Origin of the sequence: Lysinibacillus sp. FSL K6-0102 (genome assembly GCF_038003545.1) — a bacterium.
Classification (GTDB): domain Bacteria; phylum Bacillota; class Bacilli; order Bacillales_A; family Planococcaceae; genus Lysinibacillus; species Lysinibacillus capsici.
Map to the genome: position 1 here is coordinate 584,752 of NZ_JBBOPH010000001.1, position 20,222 is coordinate 604,973.

Sequence of the window (20,222 nt, forward strand, 5' to 3'; positions counted from 1 at the left end):
CAATAAGGGGAGAAAGTGGGGATTTCATATGACAAAGGTAGAAGTATATCGTCCAAAAAATCACGTACGTTTTGTGACAGCATCGAGTCTTTTTGATGGACATGATGCTTCAGTCAATATTATGCGACGCATTTTACAATCGAGCGGTGTAGAAGTAATCCATTTAGGTCATAATCGTTCTGTTGAAGAAGTCGTGAATGCTGCGATACAAGAAGATGCACAAGGGATTGCGGTTTCTTCTTATCAAGGCGGACATATGGAATACTTTAAATATATGTATGATTTACTGCGTGAAAAAGGAGCACCACATATTAAAATTTATGGCGGTGGTGGAGGAGTTATTTTACCTCGTGAAATTAAAGAGCTTCATACGTATGGCATTGCAGGGATATTCTCACCAGAGGATGGCCGTGTTTTAGGGCTACAGGGAATGATTAATGAACAAATTAAAGGTACAGATTTTCCTACTGCAACAGGTAATTATTTAGAGAAATTAAAGTCTTTAACGACAGAGACGCCTGAAATTTTAGCCAATCTAATAACAGCAGCTGAGTCAAATGACGATGAAGCTACGAAAGAAATGCTAGCAGAGGCAAGAAAGCTTTCAAAAGGTACGCCAGTAATGGGGATTACGGGAACAGGTGGTGCAGGGAAATCATCCTTAACGGATGAACTGATTCGCCGCTTCCTAAAAGAATTCCCAGATAAACGTGTAGCCATTCTATCAGTCGATCCAACAAAGCAAAAAACGGGTGGAGCATTGCTTGGGGATCGTATTCGCATGAACGCTATTTTTAATAACCGTGTTTATATGCGTAGTTTAGCAACACGTGGCTCACGTACAGAATTATCTGCATCAATTGGTGATGTGCTAGATGTAGTACGTGTAGCAGGTTATGACTTAATCATCGTAGAAACAAGTGGAATCGGTCAAGGTGATGCCGAAATTACTAAATACACGGATCTATCTATGTATGTCATGACAAGCGAATTCGGTGCACCTACACAACTTGAGAAAATTGATATGATTGACTTTGCAGATGTTATTGCGATCAATAAATTTGAGCGAAAAGGCTCAGAGGACGCCCTTCGACAAGTACAAAAACAATATCAACGTTCCCGCGAGCTTTGGGATGAATCACTTGATAACATGCCAGTCTACGGTACAATAGCTAGCCAATTTAATGACAAAGGCACAAATGCGTTATTCGCCGCCCTCGTTAAAATAATTAACGAAAAAACAGGTTTTAATTGGGAAACAAGCTATGAGCAATTTGCGAAAACGCAAAAGCAAGATGTTATCATTCCAAACGATCGCCGTTATTATTTACGTGAGATTACGGACACTGTCCGTGGCTATCATAAAAAAACAGAGCAGCAGGTGGTATTTGCTCGTCGACTATTCCAATTAGAAGGTGCTATTGCAGCTGTCCAAGAAAAAGCTCCAGATGATGTGCTTGTGGCATCGCTTACTTCTTTAGCAGAAGGTGTTAGAGATGAATTAACAGCAGAATCCAAGCGTATATTGGATAATTGGCAGGCATTAAAAGAAGCGTATGCTGGCGATGAGTTTGTGACTAAAGTTCGCGATAAAGAAATTCGTACCATCTTAAAAACAACTAGTCTTTCTGGCACGAAAATTCCAAAAGTAGCATTACCGAAGTTTGAAGACTATGGGGAAATCTTGCGTTGGGTTTATAAAGAAAATGTTCCTGGCGAATTCCCATATACGGCGGGTGTATTCCAATTCAAACGTGAGGGTGAAGATCCGAAGCGTCAATTTGCTGGCGAGGGAACACCAGAACGTACAAATAAACGCTTCCATTATTTATCAAAAGATGATGATGCAAAACGTTTATCTACAGCTTTTGATTCTGTAACCTTGTATGGGGAAGACCCAGATTACCGTCCAGATATTTACGGTAAGGTTGGAGAATCAGGTGTATCGATCTGTACACTAGAAGATATGAAAAAACTTTACGCAGGCTTTGATTTATGTGCACCGTCTACATCTGTATCAATGACTATTAATGGACCAGCACCTATTATTTTAGCAATGTTTATGAATACAGCAATCGATCAACAAGTTCAATTACGTGAGCAAGAGCTAGGACGAACTTTGACAGTTGAAGAGTTTACCGAGACACGTGAAAAAACATTGCAAGTTGTACGTGGAACAGTACAAGCTGATATTTTAAAAGAAGATCAGGGCCAGAATACATGCATTTTCTCAACAGAGTTTGCTTTGCGTATGATGGGCGATATTCAGCAATACTTTATAGACCATAAAGTACGTAACTATTATTCTGTTTCCATTTCTGGTTATCATATTGCGGAAGCTGGAGCAAACCCTATTTCCCAATTAGCCTTCACCTTAGCTAATGGCTTTACGTATGTAGAGTATTATTTAAGTCGTGGCATGAATATCAATGACTTTGCACCAAATTTATCATTCTTCTTCTCAAATGGACTAGATCCAGAGTATACAGTAATCGGCCGTGTGGCACGACGTATTTGGGCTATTGTAATGCGTGATAAATACGGTGCTAATGAGCGCGCTCAAAAGCTAAAGTATCACATTCAAACGTCTGGGCGTAGTTTACACGCACAAGAGATTGATTTTAATGATATTCGTACAACATTACAGGCTTTAATGGCATTACAAGATAACTGTAATTCATTGCATACAAACGCATACGATGAGGCCATTACTACACCTACGGAGGAATCTGTAAGACGTGCTATGGCAATTCAAATGATTATTACTAAAGAGCATGGTTTAGCAAAAAATGAAAACCCACTACAAGGCGCGTTTATTGTTGAAGAATTAACAGATCTTGTGGAAGAAGCGGTTCTTGAAGAGTTTGATCGTATTAATGATCGTGGCGGTGTGTTAGGTGCTATGGAAACGCAATACCAACGTGGTAAAATTCAAGAAGAATCTATGTACTACGAAATGTTAAAACATTCAGGGGAGTTACCAATCATTGGTGTTAATACTTACTTGAACCCAAATCCACCTTCAGATGCTGATATAGATAATATGGAAATCGCACGTGCATCGACAGAAGAAAAAGAGACACAAATTCGTAATTTACAAGCTTTTTGGAAAGCCCATGAAGAGGAAAGTGAAGCTGCGATTGCACGTCTACAAGAAGTGGCTGTCAATAATGGTAATATTTTTGCTGAGCTGATGGAGTCAGTAAAAGTAGCAAGTTTAGGACAAATTACAAAAGCTTTATATGAAGTTGGCGGACAATATCGTCGTAATATGTAAGCAAGGTTGATCAAAACTTCTTGTTTTCTATTCAAGTATCATGCTTCTCTAATTTCTAGTGTCTAGTCTTAAGATTAGGCACTTCTTTTTATTTTCGTTATAATAGAAATGTAAAAAAAGGGGAGGCGCAGTAGAGGATGAAATCAGCTATTCACTACATAATTATATTAGCTTTAGTATTGGGAGCCTTTTTCCTGTATAATAAGCAAATTGGCGCTATTCCTTTACTACTATTATCTGTCTATTTGTTTTATCTTGGAATAAAAAAAATGCGTAATATAAAAAACAGTAATTGAAGCTAGCAAAGGGGCTAAAACTTTGTATATAATGGGTATTATGCTTATTGTATGGAAAGAACCTTTTGCGTGGCCTTTTTTGCTGCGCTTGGAGAATAAAGCACCATGTAATTTTAAAACGTCCATTGTGATGAGGGAAAGGAAGTGCACGAATTGAATTTTCGTGAAATGACAAAGGAACAATTAACAGAAGAATCGTTAATTAACTTAGCTTATGCAATTTTAAATGAAAAACGTGCCTCAGTGTCTTTTAATGATTTATTAAAATTAATTCAAGAGCTTGTGGGCTATAGTGATGCAGAAATGAAATCCCGTCTGTTACAATTTTATACAGATATCAATATTGATGGTCGCTTCTTATATAATCAAGAAGCAGGCTGGGGCTTACGTGAATGGTTTAAAGTTGAGCAAATCGAAGAAGAAACAGCTCCTTCTGTTAAGACTCAAAAGAAAAAATCTAAAGCTGCCTTTGATGATGAAGATCTTGATGAAGATGTAGACTTAGATGAAGAAGATATCGACTTTGATGAAGACTTTGAAGAGTTCATTGATGAAGAAGAACTTGATGAAGAAGATGATGAAAAAGAAGATATCGACTTTGACGATGAAGAACTAGAAGAAATTGATGAAGAAATCGATGAAGAGTTTATTGATGAAGAGGAAGAAGAATTTGAGGAAGAAGAGGAAGAGATCTAATACAGTACTCTTAGAATTTTCTTTCTTTTAAGCTAGAAGCAAAAAATCTTGACTTCTATCACGGTTACGTTTAATCTTTTACTTGGGCTCCTTAAAAGAAGGAGAAAGACCGTGTATATAATACGCTCCCCCTGCAAACCTATGCAGGAGGAGCGTTTTTTTGTTTTTAACTTTAATCATTTTAGTTCTCCCATACTTTTAATACCGATATGAATATAAATGTTTTTAATTATTCATGATGTATAGTAAACGGTGACTGAAAAGTTATTAGAGTTTTATGGTTTAAAGGAAAGTGGAAAAGAGATAGAACCGATTACAGCTTCGAATCGACTACATTTTGTAGACATTCTCGGCTTTTCTTTTTTTAGGGTATTAGAATGTAAATGGTTCTGATCCCCCCTAAACGCACTAATATTTTAGAACATCATAAGGAGGAATTTATTCATGACGAAGTATATTTTTGTAACAGGTGGGGTTGTATCATCACTTGGAAAAGGGATTGTTGCAGCATCTTTAGGCCGTTTATTAAAAAATCGTGGGTTAGAAGTGACGATTCAAAAATTTGACCCATATATCAATATTGACCCAGGTACGATGAGTCCTTATCAACATGGTGAGGTTTTTGTAACAGATGATGGTGCTGAGGCTGATTTAGACTTAGGACACTATGAACGTTTTATTGATATTAACCTAGGGAAACATTCTACAGTAACTTCAGGTCGTGTTTACCAATCTGTATTACAGAAAGAACGTCGTGGAGATTATAATGGTGGAACAGTCCAAGTAATTCCTCATATTACAAACGAAATCAAAGATCGTATCCAACGTGCTGGTCGTGAAACAAATGCAGATGTTGTGATCACAGAGGTTGGTGGAACAGTAGGTGATATTGAATCATTGCCATTCCTAGAAGCCATTCGCCAAATGAAAACAAATTTAGGGCATAACAATGTAATGTATATTCACTGTACACTTATTCCTTATATTAAAGCAGCTGGTGAACTTAAAACAAAACCTACACAGCATTCTGTTAAAGAATTACGCTCTTTAGGTATTCAGCCAAATATTATCGTAGTTCGTACTGAACAAGAAGTACCACAAGAGATGAAAGAGAAATTAGCATTATTCTGTGATGTTCAACCACATGAAATTATTGAATCTCGTGATGCTGAGCATTTATATGAAGTACCATTAAACCTACATGCGCAAGATATAGATGATATCGTTTTGGATCATTTTGGTATGGAAGCTCCAGAAGCAGATATGGAAGAATGGCGTGACCTTGTAGAAAAAGTGAAAAACTTACCAAATAAAAGAAAGGTAGCATTAGTAGGGAAATACGTAGAACTACAAGATGCTTACATTTCTGTAGTTGAGGCATTAAAGCATGCTGGATATGCATTTAATTCTGATATTGAAATTGACTGGATTAATGCAGAACACGTTGATGCTAACAATGTGGCCTCTCTATTAAAAGGTGCTGACGCTATTTTAGTACCAGGCGGCTTTGGTGATCGTGGTGTTGAAGGTAAAATCTTAGCAACACAATATGCACGTGAAAATAATGTTCCTTTCCTAGGCATTTGTTTAGGTATGCAATTAGCAACAGTAGAATTTGCACGTAATGTACTTGGCCTAAAAGGTGCTCATTCTACAGAGCTTGATGCAAATACGGAGTATCCAATTATCGACTTCCTACCAGATCAAAATGATACTGTAGATATCGGTGGTACTTTACGTTTAGGTTTATACCCATGTAAATTAAAGGATGGTTCAAAAGCTAGCCAAGCCTATGGTAAAGAGCTTGTTTATGAGCGTCATCGTCACCGCTATGAATTTAACAATGAATATCGTGAGGCAATGGAAGCAGCTGGCCTTGTCTTCTCAGGTACAAGTCCTGATGGCAAATTGGTTGAAATTATTGAGCTACCAGAAAACAATTTCTTTGTAGCATGTCAATTCCACCCAGAGCTAGTGTCACGTCCAAATCGTCCACAACCATTGTTCCGCGATTTTATCGGCTCAACATTTAAATAATCAAAAAGAGTTGTCTCGTTAAATACGAGACAACTCTTTTTAATTTGCTGACTACAATTCTTCTTCATCCAACCCAAGCATTTCATCATAAGCAATTTTGACAGCTTCATATACAAAGAGTCCTGCAAGCGCATGTGGTACAACAATACGTTGACCTAGATCATTTGGTATTAAACCGCCTTTAATGCGTGTAGAAACATACGTATAGGCTAAATCAGCAAGAGGGTTATCTACACTAGCTGCTTCACTAGCTATAGCAGCAAAGGGAATAAATTGCGTATTTAATTTTTGTGCTAAGACGAGTGCTTCTTCATCATATGCACTACGAGTAAAAATGCAAACCCGATCAGCTTCTGTTAAGCTTGTGTCTGTAGTCCAAGGTGCTAACTTGCTAAAGGGTTCGACTGCTTGAAGTGCATTTAATGCCACAACCTGCATTTCTCCAAAGCAAGCAAAATAGACATTTCCTTCGCCGATTGCGGCTTGTGCTAATAACCTTGCTGTTTCCTCGATAGCATCTTCTTCATTTTGTATAATTCTTTGTAATAATCCACTTAATTGTGTTGTTAGAATTTTTGACATGTTCCCACCTCTATTCATATTATAGGGGGTAAAAGGTAGAAAGCAAAAGCAGATAATTTATAATACTAGAAGGTATTAAGCTGAAAAAGGAGAATTATACATAATAAAGAAAGTTTTTGTGTAAGAATAAAACTAAAAAGGGCGGAATGCGATGTGAAACGATTACTAATTGTCGATGATCAGCAGGGAATTCGTTTACTTTTAAATGAAGTGCTGAAAAAGGAAGGATATATTACATATTTAGCAGCGAATGGTTCAGAAGCGTTAAAGTATGCAGACGAACAAGAGATGGATTGTGTTTTACTGGACATGAAAATTCCAGGAATGGATGGTATTGAAATTTTGAGACGTTTAAAAAAGAAGTTTCCGAAGCTGCCTGTTTTTATGATGACAGCATACGGAGAATTGGATGTTGTGCAAGAAGCGTTAGAATTAGGAGCCATTCGTTACTTTACAAAACCGTTTGATATTTTCGAAGTGCGTGATGAAGTAAATAAAGCTTTACAAGTTTAAAAAGCAGGCAGTGGACACACGGCCTGTTTTTTTATGTTGATTAATAGCTCCTGCTTTTCAGGTGAGAGGACTTCGTTGCGTAACACTTCACTTCGTCACCCCTGCCGCTACGTTACACTCCGCTTTCGGGTAGAAAATAATAGCCCCTGCTTTTCAGGTGCGATGACTTCGTTACGTTACACTCCACTTCGTCACCCCTGCCGCTACGTTACACTCCGCTTTCGGGTAGAAAATAATAGCCCCTGCTTTTCAGGGGCGATGACTTCGTTACGTTACACTTCACTTCTTCACCCCTGCCGCTACGTTACACTCCGCTTTCGGGTAGAAAATAATAGCCCCTGCTTTTCAGGGGCTATTATTTTTGCTATGATTGAGGAGCATGTTTATGTAGAAAGAATAGTCCTATGAGGAGGATTTTTAGTATGGCATTAGTATCTATGAAAGAGATGTTAATTAAAGCAAAAGCAGAAGGTTATGCTGTTGGTCAATTCAACATTAATAACCTTGAATGGACTCAAGCAATTTTACAAGCAGCTGAAGAAGAAAAGTCTCCAGTGATTCTTGGTGTTTCTGAAGGTGCAGGTAAATATATGGGCGGATTTATTTCTGTTGTTCATATGGTAAAAGGTTTAATGGAATCTTACGGTACTACAGTTCCTGTAGCAATTCACCTTGACCATGGTTCTAGCTTTGCAAAATGTAAAGAAGCAATTGATGCAGGCTTTACTTCCGTGATGATTGATGCATCACATCACCCATTTGAGGAAAATGTGAAAATTACTTCAGAAGTAGTAGAATACGCACATGCTAAAGGCGTTTCTGTGGAAGCAGAATTAGGGACAGTTGGTGGAGATGAAGATGGCGTAATCGGTGGTATTATTTACGCTGATCCAGAAGAATGCCGCAAAATGGTTGAACTAACAGACATCGATTGCTTAGCTCCAGCACTTGGTTCTGTACACGGTCCTTACAAAGGAGAGCCAAACTTAGGCTTTAAAGAAATGGAGGAGATCTCTAAATTGGCAGACCTTCCACTTGTTTTACATGGTGGTACAGGTATCCCAACAAAAGATATCCAACGTTCTATTTCGTTAGGTACGGCTAAAATTAACGTCAATACTGAAAATCAAATTGAAGCAACAAAAGTAATTCGTGAAATTCTGGACAACGACAAAGTTGTTTACGACCCACGTAAATTCCTTGGTCCAGCACGTGAAGCCATCAAAGCTACGGTTATTGGTAAAATTCGTGAATTTGGAAGTGCACAAAAAGCATAATTTTTGCATTTAATATGTTACAAAAGCATAGATAAATACACATAATAAGAGAAGTGTTGATGCTTTCAATCGACCTTCTCTTGTTTTTGAAATAAAGAAATTTTGGAAAATATTTAATAATATAAGAAAAATGATCAGGAGGAAATAATATGAAATTTTTCATTGATACAGCAAACTTTGAAGAGATTAAAGAGGCACATGCATGGGGTATTTTATCAGGAGTGACGACAAACCCATCGTTAGTGGCTAAAGAAGAGAATGTTTCTTTCCATGATCGTCTTCGCGAAATCGCTGAGCTTGTTGATGGCTCTGTAAGTGGGGAAGTTATTGCACTAGATGCAGAAGGTATGATTAAAGAAGGTTTGGAATTAGCTGCGATTGCGCCAAACATCACAGTAAAGCTTCCTATGACACCAGCTGGATTAGAGGCATGTCGATTCTTTGCAAACAAAGGAATTAAAACAAACGTGACATTAATTTTTAGTGCTAACCAAGCATTAATGGCTGCGCGTGCAGGTGCTACATACGTATCACCATTTATCGGCCGTTTAGATGACATTGGTCAAAATGGTGTTGAGTTAATTGAAACAATTGCAGATATTTTTACAATCCATAATATCGATACACAAATCATCGCTGCCTCTGTTCGTCACCCGCAACACGTTACAGCAGCGGCTTTAGCAGGCGCACATATTTCAACTACTCCGTTTAAAGTATTAAAGCAGCTTTTCCACCATCCATTAACTGAAAAAGGAATTGAAGGATTTTTAGCGGATTGGAATAAGAGAAAAGGCGAATAATAAGATTATAAAGTGTGCAAATTGCAAAAATACTACTTTCCAATCATGAGGGAGAACGCAAAATGGATGTTTATAAAATTACTGGCGAAAATCGTCTACAAGGTACAATTAAAGTTAGTGGCGCAAAAAATAGTGCAGTCGCCTTAATTCCTGCATCAATTTTGGCGAACTCTCCAGTGACTATTGGAGGGATACCCGAAATTTCAGATGCTTGGACGTTAAAGGCTCTATTAGAGGAAATTGGTGGAGAAGTTTCATTTGAGAATGGGAAAATGACAATCGATCCAACAGAGATGATTGCATTGCCCTTACCAAACGGCAACGTTAAAAAGTTACGTGCTTCTTATTATTTAATGGGGGCTATGCTTGGACGTTTCAAAAAAGCAGTTATTGGTTTACCTGGAGGCTGTTTTTTAGGACCTCGACCTATTGATCAACATATAAAGGGCTTTGAGGCTTTAGGAGCCAAAATTACTAATGAACATGGAGCCATTTATTTACGTGCAGATGAGTTGATTGGGGCAAAAATTTATTTAGATGTGGCAAGTGTTGGGGCTACTATTAATATCATGCTTGCTGCTGTCCTTGCTAAGGGACGTACTGTCATTGAAAATGCTGCAAAAGAACCTGAGATTATTGATGTGGCGACACTTCTAACAAATATGGGTGCCAATATTAAAGGTGCAGGTACAAGTGTTATTCGTATCGAAGGAGTAGAAGAGCTACATGGTACTGAACATACGATTATACCTGATCGCATTGAGGCCTCCACATTTTTGATTATGGCTGCAGCAGTCGGTGATGGTATAACAATCGATAACGTTATTCCACTGCATTTAGAAGCAATTATCGCCAAGCTTCGTGAAATGGGTGTGAAAATTGAGATTGGTGAAGAAAGTATTTATGTACCAAAAACAGACCTCTCAACATTACAGGCAGTGGATGTCAAAACATTGGTATACCCTGGATTCCCAACGGATATTCAACAACCTCTTGCCGTGTTAATGTCACAAGCATTCGGTTCCTCAAAAGTAACAGATACTATTTACACAGCTCGTTTCAAGCATATTGATGAACTTCGTCGTATGAATGCAGATGCTCGTGTAGAAGGAAACACAGCAATTATTAAAGGGCCGAGTAGATTACATGGCTCAACTGTAACAGCTACAGATCTTCGTGCTGGAGCAGCTTTAGTGTTAGCTGGACTCTTAGCAGAAGGAGAAACTGAGATTCAGGATATCTATCATATCGAACGTGGCTATAGCTCACTTATTGAGAAATTACGTGATTTAGGCGCTGATATTCGACGTGAAACAATTGTGGCACGTGTAGCTGAGACAAAGGAATAATGAGAGCTAAAAGTTTTCAACCAATTATGTTACAATAGAGGTAATTTGAATGTTTTGGCACGAAAAGGTGCCCATAACGGGAGGCAAAGCAACAATGGAACGTAGTTTATCGATGGAAGTAGTACGAGTAACAGAAGCAGCAGCAATCGCATCCGGGAAATGGATGGGGCGCGGTTTGAAAATTGAGGCAGACGATGCAGCAACAACAGCGATGCGCAAAATGTTCGATACAATTCCAATGCATGCTACAGTAGTAATTGGTGAAGGCGAAATGGATGAAGCACCAATGCTTTATATTGGTGAAGAACTTGGTTTACGAAATGGTGGTCCTAAAGTAGATATTGCAGTAGATCCTTTAGAAGGTACAAACATTGTAGCAAAAGGTACAAATGGTGCTATGACAGTTCTTGCTATTGCAGATAAAGGGAATCTGTTAAATGCACCAGATATGTACATGGAGAAAATTGCTGTAGGACCAGAAGCGGCGGGCAAAGTGGATATCAATGCTTCCGTCACTTATAACTTATTACAAGTAGCAAAAGCTAAAAATAAAGATATTTCTGATGTTGTAGCTACTCTTTTAGATCGACCACGTCACCAAGCGATTGTTGATGAAATTCGTGAGGCTGGTGCACGTATTAAATTTATCCAAGATGGCGATGTTGGTGCAGCAATCAATACGGCTTTTGATGAAACAGGCATTGATATTATGTTTGGAACAGGTGGTGCACCTGAGGGTGTTATAGCAGCAGTAGCTTTAAAATGCCTTGGTGGTGACTTCCAAGCAAAACTAGTACCAGAAGATGAAGAGCAATTAGAACGCTGCACAAAAATGGGTGTGGATGTTGAAAAAGTTCTTTATTTAGATGACCTAGTAAAAGGTGACGATGCTATTTTTGCAGCGACAGCAGTAACAGATTGCGAGCTTTTAAAGGGTGTTCAATATAAAGGTGCTTATGCCTTAACTCATTCAGTAGTTATGCGTGCTAAATCTGGTACGGTTCGCTTTGTTGAAGGCCGTCACGCTCTTGAGAAAAAACCTAGATATTAATGTTATTTTCTTCTAAAATATACCTAGTACATCTATTGTGCTAGGTACCTTCTTCTTTAAATAACCATCCCATATTTTTAAGGCAATGTTTAGTTATATGGTGGAAGTATTTCAATAGATATTATTAAAGGCAACCATATAAGCGTTAGCAGAGCCAATCGTAAACTTCAATGATAACCCCATTAAATTGAATTATATTTTGAAAAAGACTGGAGTTGTGCATATGTCTGCATTGACAATCGCTCAATTAGAAAACATGACGTTAAAAGAGCTTTACGCCCTTGCACGCCAATATAAAATTTCTTATTATAGCAAGCTAACGAAAAAAGAATTGATATTTGCTATTTTGAAAACGCGTTCAGAGCAAGAGGGCTATTTCTTTATGGAAGGCGTACTAGAAATTGTTTCGCAAGAGGGCTTCGGCTTCCTTCGACCAATCAACTACTCACCAAGTAAAGAAGATATTTATATTTCTGCATCCCAAATCCGTCGCTTTGATTTGCGTAATGGGGACAAGGTGTCAGGAAAGGTGCGTCCACCGAAGGAAAATGAGCGCTATTATGGCCTATTACAAGTAGATGCTGTCAATGGCGAAGATCCTGAAGTGGCGAAAGAACGAGTTCATTTCCCAGCACTAACACCTTTATATCCAAATCGACAAATTAAACTAGAAACAACACAACGCAATTTATCCACACGTATAATGGATTTAGTGGCACCAGTAGGCTTTGGACAACGTGGGTTAATTGTAGCTCCGCCAAAGGCAGGGAAAACGTCTTTATTAAAAGAGATTGCGAACGCTATTACAACCAATCATCCGCAAGCGGAGTTAATTGTCCTATTGATTGATGAACGACCTGAGGAAGTGACAGATATTGAACGTTCTGTCAATGCAGATGTTGTAAGCTCAACATTTGATGAAGTACCTGAGAACCACGTCAAAGTGGCTGAAATAGTATTAGAACGCGCACGACGTTTAGTGGAACATAAACGTGATGTAATTATTTTAATGGACTCTATTACACGTTTAGCTCGTGCTTATAACTTAGTAATTCCACCAAGTGGACGTACACTATCTGGTGGTATTGATCCTGCTGCATTCCATAGACCGAAACGTTTCTTTGGTTCGGCTCGTAATATTGAAGAAGGCGGTAGTTTAACAATTTTAGCGACGGCTTTAGTGGATACAGGTTCTCGTATGGATGAAGTTATCTATGAAGAATTTAAGGGAACAGGGAACTTAGAGCTTCATCTTGATCGTCAGTTAGCGGAACGCCGTATATTCCCTGCGCTTGACATTCGTCGTTCGGGTACACGTAAAGAAGAGCTTCTTCTGGAACCAGAACAACTTGAAAAGCTATGGGCAATTCGTAAAACGTTTTCTGATGCACCTGATTTTGCAGAGCGCTTCCTGAAAAAAATACGTACAACAAAATCAAATGAAGAATTTTTTGAAAAGCTAAACGAAGATATGAAAAAAGCAACAAAGGGTAAGGGACTTTTATAAAGGGCATCACCATTGACAATCAAATTGTCAGTGGTGATTTTTTTTGTATATGTTTATTTTATAAATGTATATTGAAATTGATAATCATTATCAATATAATGGTAAGTAAATATGTGTTCTGAAGGAGACGAAGATGAATTATGATGCCTATATGCTTCTTTGGCAAAATGCATTTATCCAGTTGAAGCAAATCGATTACATAAATAAATCAGACATTCATGTGTCAAAGGTTTTAACATATAGCTCGTTTCTTATTGTCACAGCAGGCGGTGCACAGATTGTCATTGATGATCAATCTTATCATGTGCAGCGCTTCAGTATTTTTCATCTAGGTAAATCTCAATCTCTTCACATTAGGGCACAGCAGAGTGTTAGCTATTTTCTCATTAGCTATAAAGGAGATGTCATGTACAAAGATGCCTTTATGCAGCATTTGCACATGCACTATCAACCATTCCAAACACATTTCTCTTGTGTACCCGCAAATCCGATAGTCATTCACAGCATCCTTCAGGATATGTATAGCAAATGGCAATCTGGCTCTATACAGGAGCATTTATCTGTAAGGGCATCCTTCTATGAGCTTATCTATCATGTCTTTCGAGAATTAGCAGAAGGACAAGGGAAACCACATGAAATTGATAAGGCAGAAGCCGCACGATTATTTATAAAACAACACATTCATCAACCATTATCTATCCAGACATTAGCAGATATGCTTCAGATTAGTACACGACATTTATTACGCATCTTTAAAGCTCGCTATGAAATAGGTCCACAAATATATTTACAACAATTAAGAATAGAGCAGGCTAAGCAGTATTTATTAACCAATCAATATGGCATAAAAGAAATTGCCATATCTCTTGGATTTGAAGATGAATATTATTTTAGCCGTGCTTTTAAAAAAGCAACAAAACTGGCTCCAAGTAGCTTTAGGCTGAAATATACATCTAATATGTCCGAAATTACCATTACAAATGAGAATCATTTTCAATACAATAATAATCAGCTCGCGCAAGCAAAACGATTTGAGAATGGAGAAAATGAAATCATGATGACGAAGATGATTCACCATATAAAGCTACCTTTTTTATTAAGCCTGTTCGTTTTACTGGCAGCGTGTAATGAAGAGACAAGCCAATCTAAGGTTGATGAACCAACTTCGCCCGAGAAGGCAGAGACTAGAACCGTAACAGATGATAGTGGACGCGAAGTAGAAATTCCAATGCAGGCAGAGAGAGTCGTAACTGATTGGTATCTGGGGCAAATTTTAGCGTTAGAGGTTGTACCAGTTGGAGGCGTAACGGCTAACCTTGATTATGCTGCTTTCTTAAAACAACACTATAAGGATGGTGAAATTACGAATATTGGTACAGATGGTAAGGTGTCATTAGAAAAAGTTTTAGAGTTAAAGCCAGACTTGATTATTACTTGGAATATTGAAGATGTAGCGAAATATGAAAAAATTGCTCCAACAATTGTCTTTGCTGAAGATGCACATCAATCAGCGATTGAGGAGATTAAGGCAATGGGGAATTACTTAGGAAGACAAGAAGAGGCTGAGGCCTTTACAAAAGAATTTGAAGATCGGATCGCAAAAGCTAAAGAAAAAATCTTGGATGTGATTCCAAAAGGATCTACATTTACTATTTATGAAATGTTTGAAAAAAATGCAACGATTATAGGGAAATCTAGTGTATCGGGCGGTAGAGCACTCTATCAAATTTTAGGGATGCAGCCTCAAGAAAAGGTGCAGGAGCTGTTTGACACAAAGGAAGGAAATAATGGACGCTATGAGATTTCCTATGAGGTAGTAGGTAACTATGTAGGTGACTATAACTTCATGATTAATTTCTTTAACAAAGATGGCCAGTTGCCAGCAACATGGACAAACTTAGATGTCGTTAAAAGTAATCAAGTATTAGAGCTTCCATCTGAATATTATTTTGCTTCTGATCCGCTTTCTGGCTTACACCAAGCTGAAGAACTAGCTGACAAAATAGTTGAATTTACAAAGGCTCATCAACAATAACTGAGATAACAGGAGAGCTATTGTAGATAGCTCATTTATAGATACGTAAAACGAGATCACGATAGGAGGCTACACCATGTTATTACGGCGATTTTTTTCATATTATAAGCCCTATAAAGGCTTATTTATTTTAGATTTTAGCTGTGCCATATTAGTGGCACTAATAGAGCTTGCGTTTCCGATTGTTTTAAATAAAGTAATTGATGATATTCTACCAGATGGGGAATTGAAATGGATTATTATGGCGAGTTTATTGCTGTTTGGATTATATATTTTTAACTCCATTCTTCATTTTATCGTTTCATATTGGGGACATATGCTGGGCATTAATATTGAGACGGATATGAGAAAAGAATCCTTCAGCCATGTACAAAAGCTATCCTTTAGATATTTTGATAACAACAAAACAGGGCATCTTGTTTCTCGTTTAACAAATGATTTGATGGATATTGGTGAACTTGCTCACCATGGTCCAGAGGATATCTTTATTGCAGCGATGACGATTATTGGAACATTTGGTGTCATGTACTATATTGATCCAACCTTTACGATTCTTATTTTCTTACTTGTTCCGATTATCTTAATCTTAACCATTATTTTCGGGAAATTAATGTCCAAGGCATTCCGTCAAATGTTTGGAGATATTGCAGATTTTAATGCACGTGTTGAAAACAATGTAAGTGGTATTCGTGTTGTACAAGCTTTTACAAATGAAGATCATGAGATTAAACGCTTTAAAGTAAATAATGAAAGATTCCGTATGACAAAGCTGTTTTCCTATAAAGTAATGGCTTGGAATGAAGCTATTTCAGGCATACTCACGAAGGTATTATCACTCTTTACTTTATTTGTTGGGGCTTATTTTGTATTAAATGGGCATTTAACAAATGGCGATTTTATCGCATTTATTTTACTTTCAGGTATTCTCTTAGGCCCAATTAACAAAATCAATATGTTTATAGAAAGCTATCCGAAGGGCATGGCAGGATTTAGGCGCTATATTGAATTCCTCGAAACGGAGCCCGAAATTGCGGACCGTCCAGAAGCGAAAACAATCGATGAAATTGATGGTGAAATTACTTTTTCTAATGTATCGTTTGGCTACGCTGCCAATAATCATGCCTTACATCAAATTAATTTAAAGGTACGTCCTGGTGAAACGGTTGCCTTAGTAGGCCCTTCAGGTGCAGGGAAATCTACCATCTGTAGCCTATTGCCACGTTTTTATGAGGTGAATGAGGGTTCCATTAAGATTGATGGTGTTGATATACGAGATTTTAAACTACAATCTTTACGTTCGCATATCGGGATTGTCCAGCAAGATGTCTTTTTATTCGATGGTACCATTCGTGAAAACATAGCCTATGGTGATTTAAATGCCAGTGAAGAAGATATTTGGTATGCCGCACAACGAGCACAACTGACAGATGTAATTAATGCTTTACCAGAAGGCATGGATACTCTCATAGGTGAACGGGGTGTCAAATTATCAGGTGGACAAAAACAAAGATTATCAATTGCGCGTATTTTCTTGAAAAATCCAAAAATCTTAATACTAGATGAAGCAACATCTGCATTGGATACAGAAACAGAACAAGCTATCCAGCAAGCCTTAAACGAGCTTTCTATCGGTCGTACTACATTAGTGATTGCCCACCGTTTAGCAACGATTAAGGATGCAGACAGAATTGTTGTGGTATCGAAAAAGGGCATTATTGAAGAAGGCACACATGAGCAATTAATGGAACGCCAAAATGCTTACTATGGCTTGTATACAGCCCAATTTGGTTTACAAATTTAAAAGTAATAGCATTCTCAAAAGTGAAAGGAAGTTAAAGATGTCAGTACTTGAAATAGATCATGTTGCGATTGGTTACTCTTCAGCGCTCATCGTCAATGATTTAAGTGTGGAGATTCCGAAAGGGGAGATCTCCACGATTATTGGTCCAAATGGTTGTGGCAAGTCTACTTTATTAAAGGCTGTAGCACGTGTATTACGCACACAAAATGGAGCTGTCTATTTAGATGGCAAAGCTATACATCAATTAAAAACAAAGGAAGTGGCCAAAAGAATGGCTATTTTACCTCAAACAGCAACAGCACCAGGAGGATTAACGGTTTTTGAACTGGTATCCTATGGTCGTTTTCCTCATCAAGTAGGGTTTGGTACATTGCAAAAGGAAGACTATGAATATATCCATTGGGCTATTGATGTTACGGGGCTAAGAGAATTTAGTGATCGACCAATCGAAGCATTATCAGGTGGTCAGCGTCAGAGAGTATGGATTGCTATGGCATTGGCGCAAGGCACGGATATTTTAGTACTGGATGAACCAACAACTTATTTAGATTTAGCACATCAGCTCGATATTTTATTGTTGCTACAAAAGTTAAATAAGGAAGAAGGACGAACAATTATCATGGTTTTACATGATTTAAACCATGCATCACGGTTCTCTCATTTTATGATGGCCATGAGAGACGGCAATTTAATGGTGAATGGCAGTCCAAAAGAAGTGATGACAAAAGAAAATTTACAAAGGGTATTTAATATCGATGCAGAAATGGCTGTATGTCCCTATAGTGAAAATCCAATCTGCCTATCTTATCAGTTGTACGATATGAAAAAATAAAAGCTAGTTGGAAGTTATGAGGAGGAAATAAAATGACTACGTCGACAGGAGTAGGAGAGCTCCACGATTTAGAAGAGCTACAGAAGCGATCTCATCCGATCCGTGGAGTAGTGGCTTTAATCGTAGGAGTAATTGGATTAATAGTTGCCATTGGCTTATCAATTTCTTTTGGTGCAGCAGATATTTCATTGGGTACTGTTTGGACAGCAGTTACCCATTTTTCACCAGAATTAACAACACATCAAATTATCCATGATATTCGCTTACCACGGGTACTTGGAGCAGCATTAGTCGGTGCAAGCTTTGCGGTAGCGGGTGCGATTATGCAGGGGATGACACGTAACCCTTTAGCAGACTCAGGGTTATTAGGCTTGAACTCAGGAGCTGCCTTTATGTTAGCCGTATGTTTTGCCTTCTTCCCTGGGTTGCCTTATATGTATTTAATTTTATGGTCCTTTGTAGGTGCAGGTCTTGGTGTGGCCATTGTTTATGGTATTGGCTCGCTTTCTAAAGGTGGCTTAACACCTATGCGACTAGTTTTAGCAGGAGCTGCTGTTAGTGCGTTACTTGGGGCGCTCGGAGAAGGAATTGCTCTTTATTTTCGTATTGGACAAGACCTCGCATTTTGGTATGCGGGTGGGGTTTCAGGCACAAAATGGAGCCATCTACAAATCTTATCTCCATGGATACTTGTTGCGATGATAGGAGCTCTTATCCTATCACGCTCCATCACCGTACTGAGCTTAGGTGAAGAAATTGCAGTCGGGCTAGGGCAACGTACTGCTGTGGTAAAAGTATGGGGAATGATCATTGTTTTAGTTTTAGCGGGTGCAGCAGTTTCTGTTGTCGGTGCGGTTGGTTTTGTAGGGTTAATTATCCCTCATTTAACCAGATACATAGTTGGTCATGATTATCGCTGGATCATCGCTTGTTCCTTGGTATATGGAGCATTGCTTGTTGTGTTAGCTGATTTAGTAGCACGTGTTATTAATCCACCTTATGAAACACCCATTGGTGCGCTCATAGCCTTTATTGGAGTACCATTCTTCCTTTATTTAGCTCGAAAAGGAGGGAAAGAACTATGAGTAACAGCTATTTAACACCAAGTCAGCTAAAGGCGAAAAGGAAACATTTTTCCATCCTTGCTACGCTCAGTGTGTTAATCGTTATTACCTTTGTCATAAGTATGAATACAGGTGTCATTAAACTGACACCATTGGAGGTTCTTCGGACTCTTTTTGGTCAAGGTGATGCACAACAGCAGCTTATCTTATATGAATTCAGACTTCCAAGAATTGTGATTGCTGTATTAGTAGGTATGGGGTTAGCTATATCAGGCGCTATTTTACAGGGCATTTCTAAAAATGCCTTAGCAGACCCAGGAATCTTAGGGATTAATGCGGGAGCGGGACTAGCGGTTATGCTCTATGTGTCATTTTTTCCAACTACGAAAGCAGCACCTGTTTATTTACTGCCTATACTGGCTTTTGTAGGAGCAGGTTTGACAGCTGTACTGATTTATTCACTTTCTTATCGACGCCATGAGGGGATTACACCAATGCGTTTAATCTTAACTGGGGTAGCTGTGGCAGCAGGGATTAGCTCGGCTATGATTGTGCTAACACTACGTCTATCGCCAGAGAATTATCAATTTGTAGCAACATGGCTAGCAGGTAGTATTTGGGGCTCAAATTGGAGATTTGTTCTGTCGTTATTACCATGGTTAGTTATCTTATTGCCATTCGTCTATTCAAAATCACGTGTATTAAACATATTGAATTTAGGTGAATTAACAGCAGTAGGACTAGGTGCCTCGATAGAAAAAGAGCGACGCTGGTTGTTGGCTGCTGCTGTTGGTTTGGCTGGAGCTAGTGTTTCAGTAAGTGGTGGAATTGGTTTCGTTGGCCTTGTTGCGCCACACTTAGCTCGACAGCTAGTTGGGGCTAAACACCAGTTTTTATTGCCAACCGCAGCTTTATTAGGAGGTTTCTTAGTGTTAATGGCTGATACAATCGGTCGTTCCATTTTAGAACCTTCAGAAATTCCAGCAGGGATTGTGGTAGCAGTTTTAGGAGCACCTTATTTCTTGTATTTACTAGCACGATTAAAAGAGTAAATAGCACTCTTTCCTTTGTGTGTGAATAGTATTGCCATGAGGGGAAAGAATAG

General features: G+C 38.4%; 15 protein-coding genes. 14 read left to right on the plus strand and 1 reads right to left on the minus strand.

The features are described 5' to 3' along the window. Window positions 1-28 precede the first annotated feature (28 nt). The 3 genes from icmF (at window position 29) to NYE73_RS02785 (ending at window position 6,306) form a co-directional block, all read left to right on the plus strand. Window positions 29-3,277 (plus strand): fused isobutyryl-CoA mutase/GTPase IcmF, encoded by a 3,249-nt coding sequence (icmF, locus tag NYE73_RS02775; RefSeq protein ID WP_054548563.1) that lies wholly within the window; start codon window positions 29-31, stop codon window positions 3,275-3,277. Between the two features lie 449 nt (window positions 3,278-3,726). Next, complete coding sequence (gene rpoE / locus NYE73_RS02780; RefSeq protein ID WP_103117419.1) at window positions 3,727-4,269, plus strand: DNA-directed RNA polymerase subunit delta; 543 nt, start codon at window positions 3,727-3,729, stop codon at window positions 4,267-4,269. Window positions 4,270-4,713: 444 nt separating this feature from the next. After that, a complete protein-coding gene (locus NYE73_RS02785; RefSeq protein WP_048393729.1) occupies window positions 4,714-6,306 on the plus strand; it encodes a CTP synthase in 1,593 nt (530 codons plus the stop codon). Between the two features lie 51 nt (window positions 6,307-6,357). Here the strand turns inward: NYE73_RS02785 and NYE73_RS02790 are convergent, their stop codons facing one another. Continuing rightward, a complete protein-coding gene (locus tag NYE73_RS02790) occupies window positions 6,358-6,888 on the minus strand; it encodes a DUF2529 family protein (RefSeq protein ID WP_054548562.1) in 531 nt (176 codons plus the stop codon). Window positions 6,889-7,041: 153 nt separating this feature from the next. Between NYE73_RS02790 and NYE73_RS02795 the strand changes: the two genes are divergently transcribed. The 11 genes from NYE73_RS02795 (at window position 7,042) to NYE73_RS02845 (ending at window position 20,169) form a co-directional block, all read left to right on the plus strand. Continuing rightward, window positions 7,042-7,401, plus strand: a complete 360-nt coding sequence (locus NYE73_RS02795; protein ID WP_004269444.1) for a response regulator — start codon at window positions 7,042-7,044, stop codon at window positions 7,399-7,401. Between the two features lie 422 nt (window positions 7,402-7,823). Next, window positions 7,824-8,678: a class II fructose-bisphosphate aldolase gene (locus NYE73_RS02800; RefSeq protein ID WP_004269446.1), complete on the plus strand. Its 855-nt coding sequence runs from the start codon at window positions 7,824-7,826 to the stop codon at window positions 8,676-8,678. Between the two features lie 149 nt (window positions 8,679-8,827). Next, window positions 8,828-9,478, plus strand: coding sequence for a fructose-6-phosphate aldolase (gene fsa / locus NYE73_RS02805; protein ID WP_004269447.1), 651 nt, complete (start codon window positions 8,828-8,830; stop codon window positions 9,476-9,478). 62 nt (window positions 9,479-9,540) lie between these two features. Beyond that, window positions 9,541-10,827, plus strand: a complete 1,287-nt coding sequence (locus tag NYE73_RS02810) for a UDP-N-acetylglucosamine 1-carboxyvinyltransferase (protein WP_048395599.1) — start codon at window positions 9,541-9,543, stop codon at window positions 10,825-10,827. Between the two features lie 94 nt (window positions 10,828-10,921). Continuing rightward, window positions 10,922-11,878, plus strand: coding sequence for a class II fructose-bisphosphatase (gene glpX, locus NYE73_RS02815; RefSeq protein ID WP_004269449.1), 957 nt, complete (start codon window positions 10,922-10,924; stop codon window positions 11,876-11,878). Window positions 11,879-12,101: 223 nt separating this feature from the next. Continuing rightward, window positions 12,102-13,385: a transcription termination factor Rho gene (gene rho, locus NYE73_RS02820; protein WP_016992739.1), complete on the plus strand. Its 1,284-nt coding sequence runs from the start codon at window positions 12,102-12,104 to the stop codon at window positions 13,383-13,385. Window positions 13,386-13,518: 133 nt separating this feature from the next. Continuing rightward, the gene (locus NYE73_RS02825) at window positions 13,519-15,420 is read left to right on the plus strand and encodes a helix-turn-helix domain-containing protein (RefSeq protein WP_259949447.1); all 1,902 of its coding nucleotides are present in this window, start codon (window positions 13,519-13,521) and stop codon (window positions 15,418-15,420) included. Window positions 15,421-15,496: 76 nt separating this feature from the next. Continuing rightward, on the plus strand, window positions 15,497-17,221 hold the full coding sequence (locus NYE73_RS02830) for an ABC transporter ATP-binding protein (RefSeq protein ID WP_103117424.1): 1,725 nt from the start codon (window positions 15,497-15,499) through the stop codon (window positions 17,219-17,221). A 37-nt stretch (window positions 17,222-17,258) separates the two neighbouring features. Next, window positions 17,259-18,053, plus strand: a complete 795-nt coding sequence (locus NYE73_RS02835) for an ABC transporter ATP-binding protein (protein ID WP_048395606.1) — start codon at window positions 17,259-17,261, stop codon at window positions 18,051-18,053. A gap of 32 nt (window positions 18,054-18,085) precedes the next feature. After that, a complete protein-coding gene (locus NYE73_RS02840; protein WP_054548709.1) occupies window positions 18,086-19,138 on the plus strand; it encodes a FecCD family ABC transporter permease in 1,053 nt (350 codons plus the stop codon). Continuing rightward, window positions 19,135-20,169, plus strand: coding sequence for a FecCD family ABC transporter permease (locus NYE73_RS02845; protein ID WP_259949453.1), 1,035 nt, complete (start codon window positions 19,135-19,137; stop codon window positions 20,167-20,169). Before NYE73_RS02840 ends, NYE73_RS02845 begins: the two co-directional genes overlap by 4 nt. Window positions 20,170-20,222: the final 53 nt, after the last annotated feature.

What these genes read in the sequence shown, in the direction of transcription:
- NYE73_RS02810 (WP_048395599.1), top strand. Translation starts at nt 9,541, where the DNA reads ATGGATGTTTATAAAATTACTGGCGAAAATCGTCTACAAGGTACAATT.
- rho (WP_016992739.1), top strand. Translation starts at nt 12,102, where the DNA reads ATGTCTGCATTGACAATCGCTCAATTAGAAAACATGACGTTAAAAGAG.
- NYE73_RS02845 (WP_259949453.1), top strand. Translation starts at nt 19,135, where the DNA reads ATGAGTAACAGCTATTTAACACCAAGTCAGCTAAAGGCGAAAAGGAAA.
- NYE73_RS02830 (WP_103117424.1), top strand. Translation starts at nt 15,497, where the DNA reads ATGTTATTACGGCGATTTTTTTCATATTATAAGCCCTATAAAGGCTTA.
- NYE73_RS02785 (WP_048393729.1), top strand. Translation starts at nt 4,714, where the DNA reads ATGACGAAGTATATTTTTGTAACAGGTGGGGTTGTATCATCACTTGGA.
- NYE73_RS02800 (WP_004269446.1), top strand. Translation starts at nt 7,824, where the DNA reads ATGGCATTAGTATCTATGAAAGAGATGTTAATTAAAGCAAAAGCAGAA.
- NYE73_RS02840 (WP_054548709.1), top strand. Translation starts at nt 18,086, where the DNA reads ATGACTACGTCGACAGGAGTAGGAGAGCTCCACGATTTAGAAGAGCTA.
- NYE73_RS02790 (WP_054548562.1), bottom strand. Translation starts at nt 6,888, where the DNA reads ATGTCAAAAATTCTAACAACACAATTAAGTGGATTATTACAAAGAATT.
- NYE73_RS02825 (WP_259949447.1), top strand. Translation starts at nt 13,519, where the DNA reads ATGAATTATGATGCCTATATGCTTCTTTGGCAAAATGCATTTATCCAG.
- icmF (WP_054548563.1), top strand. Translation starts at nt 29, where the DNA reads ATGACAAAGGTAGAAGTATATCGTCCAAAAAATCACGTACGTTTTGTG.
- fsa (WP_004269447.1), top strand. Translation starts at nt 8,828, where the DNA reads ATGAAATTTTTCATTGATACAGCAAACTTTGAAGAGATTAAAGAGGCA.
- glpX (WP_004269449.1), top strand. Translation starts at nt 10,922, where the DNA reads ATGGAACGTAGTTTATCGATGGAAGTAGTACGAGTAACAGAAGCAGCA.
- NYE73_RS02835 (WP_048395606.1), top strand. Translation starts at nt 17,259, where the DNA reads ATGTCAGTACTTGAAATAGATCATGTTGCGATTGGTTACTCTTCAGCG.